Below are 16380 nucleotides of genomic sequence, written 5' to 3' on the forward strand. Positions count from 1 at the left end.
TAGGTATTCCTTTTGGTTTATTTGTAGCAATTATAAATTATAAGGAATACCATCTTTTTTTTAAACTAAAAGTGTGCAATATCTATGGCTCTTAAACAATCTTAAATATTAAAAATTATTGACTTTTAAGTAAAAATAACATAAAATAGTATAGTTAATTGATGTCAAATTTGATTTTTTAATTGCAAATATTTTGTTATATTATAAAATATTAAAAAATTATTTCCGATAATAAACTAACTTGTAAATGGAGGCATTTTAAATGGCAGAACAGCTAGAGCAGCAAACAGCAGAAAGTACAGAAAGCAGAGCTGATGTTGAAGATAGTACCAACCTTGTTACTTTTAGACTAGGAAGCGGTGAATATGCTATAGATATCATGCAGGCTAAAGAGATAATTAAAATGGAAAAGATTACTCTTATACCTAATGCCCCAGATTTTGTAGAAGGCGTAATAAATTTACGCGGAAATATTATACCCATTATAGACTTGAAAAAGAGATTCCATTTAGAAGAAACTGAAGGCGATAAAAATACTGGTATTATCATTGTAAAAATAGAAGATGTTGATATGGGTATTATTATTGACTCCATATCTAAAGTAGTATCCATTTCAAATTCTGATATTCAGCCTCCTCCTCCTATGCTTTCTGGTATAGGTCAGAAATATATTAAAGGTGTAGGTAAATTAGAGGACAAATTGTTAGTTGTACTTGATTTGGAAAAATTATTCACTACTGATGAAGATGATGATTCTAATGAAGCTGATAATAATTAAAAAATAGCTGTTATTACTTTGCTCTCACTGATAATAATGTCCAATATTTCATCATTATCATCTTTGGGTATAGATGGAAGTATTTGATAATCATAAGCTAAGCCTATTCTAAGGGCATTTCTATTTATTTTTAAGATATTATCATAGTACCCCTTTCCAAATCCTAACCTATTGCATTTCTCATCAAATACTAAAGCTGGAATAATAAACATCGAAACTTCATTAATACTGCAGTCTTTACAGTATTCAAAAGGCTCTCCGTTTCCAAATCTAGTATTTCTATTAATATCCTTATTGTAATCATTAATGTATTTTAATTTCATATTATGATCATCGATTAGAAAGGGAACAGAAACTTTAATATTATTATCCATTGCGTACTGAATGATTTTTTGAGTTTGTACTTCATGATTAAAGTCAATATATACGCATATAGAAGTAAACTTACTAATATTAACTATATTTTTAAATTTTTTATATATAATATTACTTTTAGCTTCTATAAAATGCTCGTCTAAATTATTTCTAATAAGTTTAAAAGAAGTTCTTATTAATTGTTTAGCTTCTTTTATATCAGAATCATTATGAAGAGAAGTTCTCATCTTTAAATTCTACTAATATTTCCTGTAATAATTTATCGCGGATAATTTGGTCAATAATTTTTTGCGAAGCCATACCTATATCAATAAACTGTACAGCAAAACCTTTAGGCAAATCAGGTTTTTGATTATCATTATTAATCCAAACCACCTTAGCTTCAGTAAAGAGTTTAAAATCTTTGAAAGATATTGTAAGACCAAGCATATCTCCCTTATCTGGTATATTAGTATCAGAAGATATATAAGCACCATTACCGCTTATAGAAAGTATATTTCTATCTATTGTACCTCTAATTTTATCTTTATAAGCTATAATAACATTTAAAGGCCAATTTACTCTGGAATACTGTCTTCTTCTTTTTGATGAATCTTCTGGATTATTGGAAATTTCTGTGGTAATAGTATGTACTATTGTACCTATATCAGTATTTTTAGGGAAAGTCAAGGCATTAGGATAGTTTTCAGCATTAAAGTCATCGGATATATCAGTAAGTACTAATCTTATTTGAGGATTTACCTTTCTTATTTTATCAGTAAAAAATTTAATACTGTCTTTTTCATTTTCATTATATTTAATGATATAAAAGTAGATATTCAAATTATTTTCTATAATATAAGGCAAAGATGAATTTGTATCCGTAAAACTGCTTATAATGAATTGATCATTAAAAGCTGATTTATATTTATTTAATATAGAAGGGTCATTTTCTATGATAACGCCTTTTGCTTGTTCTTTATCCATTTTATTAAACTCCTGTTAATACTTGCTTTTTAAGTATAACATAATTTATTATTTATGCAATATTTTCAATAAAAAAATATAATACTAAATATATTTATAATTTTTATTTATATGTTATAATATACTGAAATATATTATTTTTTATAGGAGTTATTTATGAGCGATATGAAAAATAAAGCAAAAGAATTATGGGATAAGTTTTCATCAAATATTACAGCAGAAAAGCTTAAATCTATATTGAATAAATCAAAAGAAATATTAAATTTATCTTCATCAGCACATCTTTCTAAGTTTTTAGATAAAATACAATTAATGATAGATATGATAGGAGATTATATCAATGGAAACTATAAAAATATACCTTGGAAAACTATAGCTTCAATAGCAGGAGCTTTACTATATATCATAATACCTATAGATGCAATACCTGATATCATACCTATAGCAGGACTAATTGATGATGCTTTTATAATAGGGCTATGTTTAAAATATTTTTCTGATGATTTAAATAAATACAGAACTTGGAAATATGGAGAGGATGATTCTAATGCTTCAGAAAATAAAGCATATGAAGATATTAATGAAGCAGAATATGAAATAGTTGATGATAATGAAAATAAAATACAATAGGAAAAACAAAGTCTTGCAAAAAAGTGATTACAGTAAAGAGATATTTACTAAAAGCATTAAATATTCAAAGGGTGTAGGTCCTAAATACGCAGAAATATTATCAAAAAAAGGAATAATAACACTATATGATTTAATAGCTTTTTTTCCTAGAACCTATGATGACAGAAGAAAAACGCTGAAACTTCATGAGGCATTAGAAAATAAAGAAAAAACAAGTGTTGTATATGTAGAAGTTTTGGATATATCCTCTTTTAATTTCCAGTATAAAAATAAGCCTCTAGTTATAGTTACAGATGGAGCTGCAATATGCGAAGTACCTATTTACGGAGGAAGACTTCCTACTGGAGTTGCTAAAGGAGCTAAATTATATTTAACTGGAAAGTTTGTAAGAGGTAATAGAGGAAAACTTCAATGCCGAATGACAGAATTTGAAAAACCTTCTTCAAATGCATTATCATATGGAAAAATAGTTCCAATATACCCTCTTACTGAAGGACTTTCCCAAAAAAAGTTAAGAACTTTAATTGTAGATGAGCTTGAAGTATTTGAAAAAAACATGAAATATGATATACCTGCTGTCATTAAAAAAAAATACAGACTCAAAAGTTTTGTTCCTTCTATTATGGAGATGCATTTTCCTACATCATTCGAAGCACTTGATGAAGCTAGAGAGAGTTTAATTTTTGAGGAGTTTTTAACTTTTCAGTATATACATTTAAGCGAGAGAAGACCTAATATTTTAATAAAAGAAGAAAGATATAATTCTTCAAATATGTTTGAAAAATTAAAATCTGCTCTTCCTTTTGAACTTACTGAAGATCAATTAAATGCTATAGAAGAAATAAAAAACGATTTATTTTCAAAAAAGCAAATGTTCAGGTTGTTACAGGGAGATGTTGGAGCTGGTAAAACTATAGTGGCATTTTTAACGGCATTGATACCAACAGAATCTGGATTTCAAACGGCATTTTTAGCACCTACTGAAATACTGGCGTTACAGCATTATAATACATTCAAAAAAGTTATTAAATCAGCTGGACTTGAAGATACTATAAAAATAGATATACTTACCTCTTCTGTAAGTCAAAATGAAAGAGGATATTTATTAAAAAGACTTAGAGAAGGAAAAAGTAATATATTAGTTGGTACGCATTCTATTATATATGATGAAGTAGTATTTAAAAATCTTTCTTATGCAATAGTAGATGAGCAGCAGAGATTTGGAGCTGCTCAAAGAAATAAATTATTATCAAAAGGAAAAAATGTTGATTATCTTCTTATGACGGCAACACCTATTCCTCAGTCATTGGCATTAACTTTATTTGGAGAATTAGATTTATCTATTATAAAAACTCTTCCTAGCTCAAGAAAAGGGGTGCTCACAAAATATAAAGAGCTTTATGAAAGGGATCATTGCTATAAATTCTTAAAAAATAGAATATTAAAAGGAGAACAGGGATATGTTGTTTTTCCTCTAATAGAAAATAATGATTCAAGTTTTATCACTCTTTCAAGTGAGTTTCAGAGAGCTAAAGAAACTTATTTCTCTGATACGCAAATAGAAATAATACATGGCAAAATGAAAGACGAAGAGAAAGAATATATAATGAACAGATTTGCAGGCGGAGAGATTAAAGTACTATTTTCAACTACTGTAATAGAAGTAGGAATTGATAATCCTAATGCCACAACTATATTAATTGAAGGAGCAGAGCGTTTTGGTTTATCACAGCTTCATCAGTTGCGAGGACGAGTTGGAAGAGGTGATAAATTAGGTTACTGCTATCTTATACTTCACAGCGAGCTTAATGATATTATAAAAGAAAGAATTAATATAATATGCGAAACCACTGACGGATTCAAAATATCTGAAAAAGATTTAGAATTAAGAGGGGCTGGAGAGTTTTTAGGAGATAAGCAAAGCGGACTTCCAGACTTCAAACTTGGAAATATCATAAAAGATAAAGAGATAATGCGTAAGGCTAAAGATGAAATGCGTTCTTTACTTAAAGATGAAAACTCAAAAGAAATTTTTTATAAAGAAAATGAAGCATTTATATTAAAGGCTAATTATCTAAAATCAAGAATAGTCAAAGATGAATAATTATTGATTTTAGAATTTTATTTACATTCCCACCCTTTATATTTTATTGTTTTATTTTAAAATTGTGTTTTTTATTATTTTTATAGCTTAATTACAAATTAAGGCACCCACCCAAGCGTATATTAAATTTAAAAATCTTTCTCTACGCACGGTTAGCGGAATTTCATATATAATAAAAATTAGAATTTCTAATGAGTTTATATTTATAAATTTAGCTTAACGTGCGTTGTGATGATTATAAGTTTAAATAAAGCTAGGGCGGGCGTCATAATAACAGTAAAAGTTTATAAATAATAATATAGTAATAATAACAAAGAAAAACTATAATATAAAATGGGTGGGATTTAGAATAAAGTTAAAATATAAAAGCCGCATTAAATAATTATTATACTTATTATAATTTCTATATATGTTCATCAAAAAAATTAATAACTAATTTTATAATAAAGAATAAAATAGGATAATAAATAAAATGCAATATAAGAGCAAGAAAAAATCCGCTGCTGGTTCTTATTGGGTATACAAACATGGAAGCAAGCAATATAAATGGAAAGAATAAAATTCCTAATATTACTATAAATATCCATTTTATTATAGTTAATAATAGAGAAGTTTTTGTCATTTTAGCTTGCACATTAGCATCATATAATATTTCTTTATTTTCTATATTTTCATTTGTAAATGTAGTTTTTAATGTAAAATATAAATTAAAAGCATTAGTATGCATATTTGTTATTTTATAAAAAGAGTTTGATCTTAAGTTTATTTTAACTCCTTTTTCATAAAAAGTTTCATTCTTCTCTAATGTAAAATCTGTAATATTAAAATTTAAATTTTGATTATTTGATACGCTTACTAATTCTGTTTTATCAATTTCTAATTTTTGATTTAAGTAAATAATGATTTTTGGCATTTTACTTTTTGCAAAATTATTTGTGTATATAGTCATTTCTGAAGCAGTAATTTTTCCCACAGATATATCTGTGTTTGTTTGTTCATTGCTCACACTTACATAATTACCTGAACAGCTTATTATGAAAGTTAGTAAAAAATTTAATACTATAATAATTTTTCTCATATAATATCCTTAATATGATTATCTATATTATACTCTTTCACTATGACAAAAAATGTCGTATAAAAAAGAAGCCCCATTAAAAAATAGGACTTCTTTTGTTTTATTATTATTACTAATTGTGAAGTTTATAGCTAGCAATAATAAAAAATTATTCTTTAATAAACTTTTTGAAATTAGCCACTTTTTCTTTAGCTATATTAAGTCTTTTATCTTTGCTTTCTTTTACGCAAACTTCAAAATAGAATTTTATTTTCGGCTCAGTACCAGAAGGTCTTATAGTGATTTTTGTTTTATCTGAAAGTATGTATTGAAGAACATTAGATTTTGGAAGAGTGATGTCTTTTATTTTTTTACCTGTATTATCATAAACTTCTTTTTTCTCATAGTCGCTTATAGTCTCTACTTGAACGCCTGAAATTTCTTTAGGTAAATTGTTTCTATAATAAGTCATCAAATCAGCTATAGCCTTAGCTCCGTCAGCACCTTTTTTGGTAATAGATATAGTCTCTTCATAGAAGTATCCGTATTTTTCATAAATACTTTCTAAATAATCAGCTAAAGTAATGTTATTATCTTTACAGTAAGCAAGTACTTCAGCAAGCATCAAACAAGAACTAACACCGTCTTTATCGCGTACATTTGAATTAATACAATATCCGAAACTTTCTTCAAAACCGAATAAATATGTTCCTTCTTTTTCTCTTTCTATAACATCAGCAATCCATTTAAAACCAGTAAGCACATCATAAATCTTAACATTATTAGCATCAGCAATAGCCCTAGCAAGTTCAGTTGTTACTATTGTCTTTACTATATATGGATTTTTAATATTTTTTTTGTTTGTAATGAGGTAGTATGCCATTATAGAGCCTATCTGATTACCAGTAAGATACATATAGCTTCCGTCTTTAGTAAGCAAAGCACAGCCCATTCTGTCGCAGTCTGGGTCAGTACCCATAACAAGTTCAGCACCTATTTCTTTAGCTTTATTAACAGCTATCTGCAATGCTTCAGGATTTTCTGGGTTAGGAGATTCTACAGTAGGGAAATTTCCATCAGGAGGCTGAGCACCTTCTAATGTTGTTAAATTAGTAAATCCTGCTTTTCTTAAAGCCATAGGAACCATTTTGTATCCAGAACCATGAATAGGTGTATAAACTATTTTTATGTCATGATGTTTTTTAATAATATCCGGATTTACCAAATAAGACATTAAATCATTCATGTATTTATCTTCAATATCTTTTCCTATAAATGTTACTCTAGAATTATCACCCATTTTAACTTCTTCAGGCTTAACTTTTAATACTTCATCTATGATGTTTTTGTCATGAGGCGGTATAACCTGAGCTCCGTCAGTCCAATAAACTTTATATCCGTTATATTCTTTAGGGTTGTGGCTTGCAGTAACAACTATTCCAGCAATACAGCCCAAATTTCTTACAGCATAAGAAAGAAGTGAGATAGGGTGAATATCATCGTATAAATAAACTTTTATACCATTTGAAGAAAGTATCTCAGCAGCAGCCTTTGAAAATACATCAGAATTATTTCTTGAATCATATCCTATAGCAACTTTATAATCACTTCCGCCTTGTTTTAATATATAATTAACAAGTCCCTGAGTGGCAACTCCAACAGTATATTTATTCATTCTGTTAGTACCTACTCCCATTATCCCCCTAAGTCCTCCAGTACCAAACTCTAAATCTCTGTAGAAAGCGTCAGTTAATTCTTTTTCATTTCCTGAATCTAATAATGCTTTAATTTCTTTCTTTGTTTCTTCATCATAAGGACCGTTAAGCCATGAATCGATTCTTGCTTTTACTTCTTGTTCCATTATACATACCTCTAATTTTTAAAAATTCTATATATAAATTATAGTATACAACAATTATATAATCAAGTAAAAACTATTATGTTAATCAGGTTTTTCATATAATACTTTTTATTTTTATACAAATTCTATATTGCTTACTTAGTTTAAAAATAATTTCAGGTTTTTAGAATAATACTATTAGCCATATGTTTTGTAATATATACTTAAAATTTTTAAGTTTGTCAATTTTTTTTGTTGTTCTTTTTCCCGCCGCATACGCTCTGCAAACTTCGTCAAAGAACCTTATATCCTCAACAAGCTCGGATACGCTTCGCGAAAGTGCAAGTATTAAAATTATTATTAAATCGTACTAATTATGTTTTATATGTGGGATAAATTGCTAAATTTAGCATAAAATGTAGCCCTTTCGTTGCCGAAGGCACGCAGAGAGTGCTGGCTGTGCCTGCTTCTCACCTGCCTACGGCACGCAGAGTGTGGCACGACTGTGTGATTCGCAGGGTTAGTCTCCACAAATACTAAAATTTAAAAATTTATTTTTTGACAAATTGTGATTATTTATAAATGTAATTATAATTTATTTATAATATAATATATTTTTATTAATCAACAAAATATGTTTTAGATGTATAGTAAATTACTTATTTGGCATAATAATAGGTAATCAGCCGCACGTATCGTTGACATTTGATAAGAATAAACAATACCGTGCGGGAAGGTGCTCTCGAAGTGTCCCGAACGAAGATGAGGGAGAGCTCGCGGTTGACAAACTTAAAAATTTTCAGTATATACCTACATACATCTGTAAAATTGCAAAAACTATATTTATTTTTGATAAGTTATAGTTATTTAAATTCAGTATAAGACATTCAACTTACAAAAATTGTATCTTAATATATTTTCAGCATATCTATCATAAGCAAAAAGCACTATGATAAATAACTAAATATTATCATAGTGCTTATTTTTATTTTATTGAAAAAGTTTTATTAACGGCTATTTTATAGTTTCAAATTTCATTTCTCTGAATCTTTTATATTCTTCTTCTATTTCGCTTTTTTTCGACATAAAATTTTCTCTTGTATGAAGTATTTCCTGCAAATGAACAGCCCTTGCTTCATTGATATTTCTGTCTCTTATAAGTCCGTTTTCAGCAATTACAAATTTGTATTTTCCGTTTTCATCTTTTACTAAATCTCCGCCTGCACCGCATACAGCACATTCAAAATTAAATTTTACTCCGTCCCAATGCTCATCGCCTTGATATATTAAAGAAGAATGACATCTAGGGCATAATCCTAAATCAGGATCTCCAAGACATTTTCTTTCATTAACTGGGGTATTTATTGCATCAACAATATTTTTACCCATCTGATAAGCTCTTTCTAAATAGTCTTTATGTATTAAAACATTACCAGGTCTTCCAACACTAGTAGCCAAATACATATCTACAGCCGTCATAGATTGAGTAAACATTGTAGCAGCAAGTCCTTCCAAACTCATAGTCTGCCAATCATGTTTGGAGTCTCCTACAGCTATAAGACCTGCAACTGTATGAGGGTCTTCTTTTACCTGTCCTATTTGTATTCTAAATGATAATTCATATGCCAAAAATCTCTGAGCAAAAGATAAATATAGAGAAGAAGGAAGCAGATCATATGTAGGACAGCCTACTATTATACCCTGACATTCATTCATAACATTTACTATTTTATCCATATCATCTTTTTCTTTGTAAATACAGCCCTTATACTCTCCGCCTTCTTTAAATATTTTACCCATAGCTATAGTACAAGATTCACATCCTGAGCAAGGTTTTATATTGTAGTCAAACAAATTAATAAGTACTGCTTCAGCGCCTGCATCTTTTACAGCTGTTAAAGCCTGTTTTACCAAAATTTCACTATTGCCGTTATGTCTTCCAGCTACTATTCCCATAACTTTCATAAGATATAATTCTCCTTTTTATAAAAAAATGATTATTACTGGACAGGCTGCCAGTCTTCGTTTTTGAATATAAAAGAGTAAATTATCGAAGTTTATCGGAAATCTTATATTTAAAGAACTAATATAAGCCCTGCCTTATTGATATTATATAGCATACAATATATTTTAATATTGTCAATATAAAAATATGAATTAAAATATAATATATTAGCTGCTGAATTTTATTGACAATTAAAGCATGTAAATTTTAGTATATACCTAAACAAATACAGTTTGTCAAAAAATAAATTTTTTAAATTTTGATATTTGCAGGGCTTCACAGTCGTGCCCGCTCTGCGTGCCGACGAAGTCCACATGCGACCGAAGGAAGTACCGTTAGGTATGGTGTTGGCAGCAACTTTTTGCGGTGAGAAAAAGAGCAATAAAAAAATTGACAGACTTAAAAATTTTCAGTATATATTAAAATATAATTAAAAACAATATCGGCAGTCTATTTCAAATTACTAATCATATTTATGAAATATATTACTGAATAATTGAAATCTGCTTTTAGGACTGAATATTAATATAACCTGCCCCTTTATATCCTTTTCATCTATAAGCCCAAAATATCTGCTGTCTTCGCTTAAACTTATATTATCCCCCAAAACAAAATACTGATTACTTCCTACAATATAAAGTCCGTCATCTTCATCTGAAAATATATAATATTCATGCTCTATTAAATTATCATTCAAATAAAGACCTCCGTCTTTAATTTCTACCTTATCGCCTTCTTTCCCTATAACCCTTTTTACTAAATTGCTGTTATCATATTCAAATACAATTACATCAAAATTTTTTACTTTATTAAATATAAAATTCCTTTTTAAAAGCAGTATCTGATCGCCTTCAAAAAAAGTAGGCTCCATAGATTTATTTGTAACTATATAAGTATCAAAAAAAAATATTCTAATAAATGCTGCCAAAAAAACAGCTGTAAATGAAGCAAGTATTAATTCTAAAATCTGTTTCTTATTTATCATCTTTTTATAATCTTCAATCAATTCTTATAATCAAAAAACTTTAATAAAAAATAATTTCAATATATTATAATATTTAATAATTGTTTATATAATAGAATAAAGCCTCTTTAGCTGATTCAAATGCTATATTTTTCATATCAATATCTTCTCTCTTAATAAATACAACATTAACAGCATCATCATCTGCTTTTACATCAGGCACATAATCTAATTTTGAATAAAAAAATAAATCAGATGTAACATACATAATACCTTCGTATATATACTCATTAGATCCGCTTATAAGGAAATGTATATTATCCAGTTTTATATTAGTTTCTTCCAAAACCTCTCGTACAGCGGTTTCTTCAACTTTTTCATAAGGTTCACAGAATCCCCCAGGCATATCTATATATCCCTTTTTAGGTTCAATTCCCCTCTCAACAAATACTATCCCTATTGGAGTTTCTATTATAACTCCTACAGCAGATGAAGGATTAACAAAATAAGTTCTTTTACATTTTGAACATTTAAAAATCTTTATATCATTAAAAATAAAAGAATCTTTTGCTCCGCAGTAAGGGCAATATTTAAATTGATATTTAATATGTTCTTTTAATTTTAACGCTTTTTGAAAATTATTATCAATATGTTCTTGCATAATTCTTATTAATATAATATGAAGCTATATTCTTAGTCTTGCATATGAATACATCAGACTGTGCCCATATTCCAAACGGTGCTTTTTCAAAAGATATATTATGTATATTAGAAACATTTACACTTTCATAATTATAATTGTTCGGATCAACATTATAAAAATCATAAATATAATAATAATCCACATTCATATCTTTCATCTTTTCATCTATTAAAGTTTCCATCTCTTCTATAGTATCTGCAACTATATAATAAGTAGATATAAAAGTCCTTTTCTGACATTTACCAAGTCCCTTAACAGTAACATTCCACCATTTAGGAGCTTTAATTATCTTATCATTTTCATTCAAATTAATAGTTGTAAAACCATATATTGATTTAAGATTATTTATAATATCATAATAATCAAATACATACTCATCAGTTTCAGAACAGCCGTAATCTGCCGCTATTGAAGATAATGAATAATGCAGATGTTCATAATCGCTCATAAATGAAACATCATCATTAAGGAGCTTATACGAATCAAGTATACGGTTAATTTTTCTCATATTTTTATATGTAGTGTTAATTTCTATTTCTTTATCCAAATTTATAAAAATTTCAAATTCGGTAAGCTCATCTATTACACCAAAACCTACAAAACCGCATTCAACCCAAAGCTCATTATACTTTTTAAATACTTTTCTTATCTCATTTAATGAAACATCAGGATCGCTCATAAGAACATCAAAACTTCTGTTTATATCCTCACTAATACGTTCTATAACAATAGTTCCGTATGAAGGAAAAAGTTTTAGAAGTTTTAAGTAAAGCGTATAGATTTTTTCTGCAGATACTGATATTCTATATGTATAAATATCTCCATTATTAGTATTTTTTAATTCTATCTTTGTCCCTTCCATGGGGTAAGCATATTCACTTGGAACTATGCCAAGAGGTATATGAAATTTATCAATAATAATCCTCTTTGATTTTATATTGTTTAAGATCCTTCTTCTTCTCTCACTCTTTTCAAAATAATTAATCACAATATTTCCCCAAAAAAGATGTTCTCATTATAATAATAAAAAAAATAATTTTGTCAAGCAATAAATATGTAAAATAAATTGAATTGTAATTACATTTTTTTTATTTTTTTAAACCATAATTACTTGACTTTTTTTAAAATATTTTTATATTTGTCTATATTTATTTATGGGTATAACATGTATTTTTTGATATCTATATCCGATTAATATATAGATAATATTTTGAGTTTATGTGCTGTGGATAATTTATTTATAGGAAAATTAAATAATCTATTGTCTAGGGTATCTCTTATTGATATTTTGAGAGATAAATATAAAGTAGTTTCAAGAGGCGGAAACAAATATACAGTTCAATGTCCTTTCCATAAAGACGGACAGGAAACTAATCCTTCTATGTCTGTTGATGATGATAAAGGTGTGTATAAATGCTTCACCTGCGGAGCTAAGGGCAATGTTATAACATACCTAAAAGAAAAAGAAAATATGTCTTTTAAAGAGGCTATAGAGTATCTGGGAAAGAGATTCTCTGTAGATGTTACCGATTTCTTCTCGGCTAAATCCTCAAAAAAGGAGAAAATATATTTAGAAAGCAGAAGAATTAACAGAATAGCCTGCAATTTCTTTGGTAAAACCCTATTTTTGAAAGATAAAAACGGCAATTATTTCTATAAAGAAGCTGAAAAATATCTTAAAAAAAGAAAAATACCATTCAGCATTATAAAAGAGTTTAAAATAGGATATGCTCCGCCAAGCTGGAATGCCCTTATTGATGCATTAGCTGAAAATAAAATTACTATTAACAATATGCATATATTAGGTCTTGCAAGTGTAAGTAAGAATAACCCTAATCACTATTATGATACATTTGTTAATAGAATAATGTTTCCTATTATTAATGAAAGAGAAGAGGTAATAGGTTTTGGAGGAAGAAGTATAGACGGAAAAGAACCAAAATACCTAAACTCAAAGGAAAGTTTAATATTCAAGAAGAAATCCTCTCTGTACGGTATAAATATAGCAAAATCCTATATAATGAAGCAGGACGAAATTATGCTTGTAGAGGGCTATATGGATACTATAGCATGCCACAAAATGGGTATAAAAAATGTTGTAGGAACTCTTGGAACGGCTATAACAGAGGAACATGCCAAAGAAATAAAAAGGTATACTAGTAATGTTGTATTAGCTTTAGACAGTGATGAGGCCGGTATAAAGGCTGCCAAAGCGGCTATACTTATACTATTGAAGTTTGATTTAAAATTGACTATACTTTCTATAAAAGAAACCAAAGATTTAGATGAATTTTTTACAGTTTATGATAAAAAGCGGTTTGATATACTATATAATAATAGATTGCACTGGTATGATTATATTATAGAAACAGAAGTAAAAAAGGAAATTTCTTCTCTTTCTATAGAAGAAAAGCTAATAATTATTAACAGCTTTTATAGGTATTTGGACGTTGTAAAAAGCGAAACAGAGAAGCAGATGATAATTTCGCATGTTGCTTCTAAACTTTCTATAGATAGGGAGGCTTTTAACAAGGATTATTTACGTACACAGAAAACAAATCAGAATGTTTCCAACAATAACAGAAAAATAACAAAAAATAATACCGACAGCAAATTTTACTATGAAAATAGTTTGATATACTTACTTGCTTTGAATCCTTCTTTAATTAAAGAGGCTGAAAGAGAAATTAGTGTAGATCTTATTAAGAAAGATATAACAAGGGAATTTTATATAAGACTCTTAACTCTTAATAAAGAAGCAAGCGTTGAAGATGCTCTTAATATACTTGGAAATGAGCATATAGCCAATCAGATTTTAAGCAAGAAGAAATTATACAGCGAAAACATATATGAAAAATTGGAGGAGCTTATTATTAAAATTAAAAGCGGCGACTTAGACTCTAAAAGAATGGAAATAATAAATAATCATTCATTAAATGATGGTTTTGAGGCTATTTGTGAAAAGGCACGCGAAATACATTTACTTAATAAGCAAAAAGAAAAATTACATCAAGGAAGTGATTTATGATGACAGAAGAAGATTGCGATCTTTTGATTAAAAATAATGAAAAGATTAGAAAATTACTTGAAAAAGGTAATGCCAACAAATATCTTACCTTCAAAGAGATTAATGGTGCCATAGATAATATGGATACTGATGTAATGGATATACTTTTTCAATTATTAAATGCAAGAAAGATTGTAATTGTTGAAGACAAAAGGGAATTTGAAAGCCTTTCCAAAAATCAGAATAAAATTGACGATACTGCTAAGTTTATACATGTAGAAGATAAAGTTGGAAACAATGATGATCCTATAAGACTCTATCTTAAAGAAATAGGAAAGGTTAGCCTTCTTACTCATGATGATGAAGTAGATTATTCCAAAAAAATTGAGTCTGGAGAATCTGAGATTGAAAACATTATACTTAATACTCATCTTGTGGTTGGAGAAGTACTTAACACTATTAAAAATGTTCAAATAGGTAAGGTTTCTATACATGAAATATTAGAGCCTCCTAGAATTTACAATGTTTCTACTCAGGAAAAAAGAAAATTAGAAAGAAAATATAAAAACTTTGAAAAAGAGTATACCGCATTAGCTGAAAAGTATCTTGCTTTGGATAAGAGAATTAAAAAGATTACTACTCAGAAAACTATTAAAGCTCTTACCAAAGAACAGGAAGAAGTTAAAGAAAATATTGTCAAACTTCTAACAAAAGTAAGATTAAACAGAATGGAAATAGACAGAATAGCCGAAAAGCTAAAGTTCTATCTTCACAGAATAAATCAAATAGAAGAATATTTTGAAAAACTTAAAAAAAGATACTATAAAGAAATATCTGACTTTGAAAACTATTATAAAGAAATAGAGTCTGGAAATAAGGATATATATATTCGACTTGTAGATGAGTTTAATATTACTCAGGAAGCTATAGAAGCTGTTATAACTAGTTTTCATAAGGCGCAGGTGCGTATGGCTGATATTTATGATGAAGTACGTATTGATAAAGAAACTTTGGTGGAATGGGTACGTAAAATAGATTCTGCAAGAAGAAAAATAGCTCAGGCTAAAGATCATATAGTTAAAGCAAATTTAAGACTTGTTATTGCTATAGCCAAAAAATACGTTAACAGAGGTCTTCATTTCTTTGATTTGGTTCAGGAAGGAAATATCGGTCTTATAAAGGCTGTAGATAAATTTGAATACAAAAAAGGATATAAATTTTCTACATATGCTACTTGGTGGATACGTCAGGCTATTACGCGTTCTATAAGTGATCAGGCTAGAACTATAAGAGTACCTGTTCACATGATAGAGCAGATTAATAAGGTTCAAAGAGTATTAAGACAGTATATGCAGCAGCATGGAAGAGAGCCTTCTATTCAAGAGATAGCAAAAGCATTAGGCTGGCCTGAAAGCAGGGTAAAAAGCGTAAGAAATGTAGCTAAAGACCCAGTATCTTTAAATGCTCCTATAGGTGATGAAGAGGATACTATATTAGGTGAGCTTATAGAAGACAAAGAATTTGAAAGTCCTCAGAATATTACTACTTTCAAAATCTTAAGAAAACAAATTGACTCCATATTAGATAGTCTTCCAGATAGAGAACAAAAAGTTATAAGAATGCGTTTCGGGCTTGTTGACGGATATTCTCATACTCTTGAAGAGGTAGGATATGTATTTAAGGTTACAAGAGAGCGTATACGTCAGATAGAGGCTAAAGCTATAAGACGTTTAAGGGCTCAGTCAAAGAAAAAAGAGTTAAAAGATTTTCTTGACTCTTAATGTCTAAATTATATAAATTAAAAATTTAATTTTATTTTAAAAAGGAGGCATTTTTATGTCTCCTTTTTTAATATATACTGGAACGATTTCATTTTGTCAACTGATGTACATTATATAGAATTATCAACTTTTTTGCCGCACAAAAAAGTTTTTGCCAAAGGCACGCTTCG

At 28.3% G+C, this 16380-nt stretch carries 13 protein-coding genes; 5 read left to right on the plus strand and 8 right to left on the minus strand.

Translation table 11 applies throughout. From position 1 onward, the window contains the following. Nucleotides 1–262 precede the first annotated feature (262 nt). A complete protein-coding gene (locus Q1X91_RS10040) occupies nucleotides 263–778 on the plus strand; it encodes a chemotaxis protein CheW (RefSeq protein ID WP_300756672.1) in 516 nt (171 codons plus the stop codon). Here Q1X91_RS10040 and Q1X91_RS10045 read toward each other — a convergent pair. Together Q1X91_RS10045 and Q1X91_RS10050 are read right to left on the minus strand one after the other, a co-directional pair. Next, a complete protein-coding gene (locus tag Q1X91_RS10045; RefSeq protein ID WP_300756674.1) occupies nucleotides 775–1380 on the minus strand; it encodes a 5-formyltetrahydrofolate cyclo-ligase in 606 nt (201 codons plus the stop codon). The genes Q1X91_RS10040 and Q1X91_RS10045 overlap by 4 nt on opposite strands. Continuing rightward, nucleotides 1361–2119 (minus strand): PilZ domain-containing protein, encoded by a 759-nt coding sequence (locus Q1X91_RS10050; protein ID WP_300756676.1) that lies wholly within the window; start codon nucleotides 2117–2119, stop codon nucleotides 1361–1363. The genes Q1X91_RS10045 and Q1X91_RS10050 overlap by 20 nt, the downstream gene beginning before the upstream one ends. Nucleotides 2120–2275: 156 nt before the next feature. Here Q1X91_RS10050 and Q1X91_RS10055 point away from each other — a divergent pair, with 156 nt between their 5' ends. Both Q1X91_RS10055 and recG read left to right on the plus strand, forming a co-directional pair. Further along, nucleotides 2276–2749, plus strand: a complete 474-nt coding sequence (locus tag Q1X91_RS10055; protein WP_300756678.1) for a DUF1232 domain-containing protein — start codon at nucleotides 2276–2278, stop codon at nucleotides 2747–2749. Between the two features lie 13 nt (nucleotides 2750–2762). After that, a complete protein-coding gene (recG, locus tag Q1X91_RS10060; RefSeq protein ID WP_300756680.1) occupies nucleotides 2763–4853 on the plus strand; it encodes an ATP-dependent DNA helicase RecG in 2091 nt (696 codons plus the stop codon). 403 nt (nucleotides 4854–5256) lie between these two features. Here the strand turns inward: recG and Q1X91_RS10065 are convergent, their stop codons facing one another. The 6 genes from Q1X91_RS10065 to Q1X91_RS10090 all read right to left on the minus strand — a co-directional run bounded on the left by Q1X91_RS10065 (nucleotide 5257) and on the right by Q1X91_RS10090 (nucleotide 12410). Continuing rightward, nucleotides 5257–5931 carry a hypothetical protein gene (locus tag Q1X91_RS10065; RefSeq protein WP_300756683.1) on the minus strand — a complete coding sequence of 225 codons (675 nt, stop codon included), beginning with the start codon at nucleotides 5929–5931 and terminating at the stop codon, nucleotides 5257–5259. A gap of 148 nt (nucleotides 5932–6079) precedes the next feature. Further along, nucleotides 6080–7771, minus strand: a complete 1692-nt coding sequence (locus Q1X91_RS10070; protein WP_300756686.1) for a phospho-sugar mutase — start codon at nucleotides 7769–7771, stop codon at nucleotides 6080–6082. 993 nt (nucleotides 7772–8764) lie between these two features. After that, the gene (locus Q1X91_RS10075) at nucleotides 8765–9715 is read right to left on the minus strand and encodes a flavodoxin family protein (RefSeq protein WP_300756689.1); all 951 of its coding nucleotides are present in this window, start codon (nucleotides 9713–9715) and stop codon (nucleotides 8765–8767) included. A gap of 503 nt (nucleotides 9716–10218) precedes the next feature. Beyond that, nucleotides 10219–10740, minus strand: a complete 522-nt coding sequence (gene lepB / locus Q1X91_RS10080; protein ID WP_300756692.1) for a signal peptidase I — start codon at nucleotides 10738–10740, stop codon at nucleotides 10219–10221. 73 nt (nucleotides 10741–10813) lie between these two features. Next, entirely contained in the window at nucleotides 10814–11380 is a 567-nt protein-coding gene (locus Q1X91_RS10085) for an NUDIX domain-containing protein (RefSeq protein ID WP_300756694.1), read from the minus strand. After that, nucleotides 11364–12410 (minus strand): hypothetical protein, encoded by a 1047-nt coding sequence (locus Q1X91_RS10090; protein ID WP_300756703.1) that lies wholly within the window; start codon nucleotides 12408–12410, stop codon nucleotides 11364–11366. The genes Q1X91_RS10085 and Q1X91_RS10090 overlap by 17 nt, the downstream gene beginning before the upstream one ends. A 237-nt stretch (nucleotides 12411–12647) precedes the next feature. Here Q1X91_RS10090 and dnaG point away from each other — a divergent pair, with 237 nt between their 5' ends. Both dnaG and rpoD read left to right on the plus strand, forming a co-directional pair. Further along, nucleotides 12648–14450, plus strand: a complete 1803-nt coding sequence (gene dnaG / locus Q1X91_RS10095; protein WP_300756706.1) for a DNA primase — start codon at nucleotides 12648–12650, stop codon at nucleotides 14448–14450. Continuing rightward, nucleotides 14447–16210, plus strand: coding sequence for an RNA polymerase sigma factor RpoD (gene rpoD / locus Q1X91_RS10100; protein WP_300756709.1), 1764 nt, complete (start codon nucleotides 14447–14449; stop codon nucleotides 16208–16210). The genes dnaG and rpoD overlap by 4 nt, the downstream gene beginning before the upstream one ends. The last annotated feature ends 170 nt before the right edge of the window (nucleotides 16211–16380 follow it).

This window comes from uncultured Brachyspira sp. (genome assembly GCF_949287625.1).
In the GTDB taxonomy this organism is placed as follows: domain Bacteria; phylum Spirochaetota; class Brachyspiria; order Brachyspirales; family Brachyspiraceae; genus Brachyspira.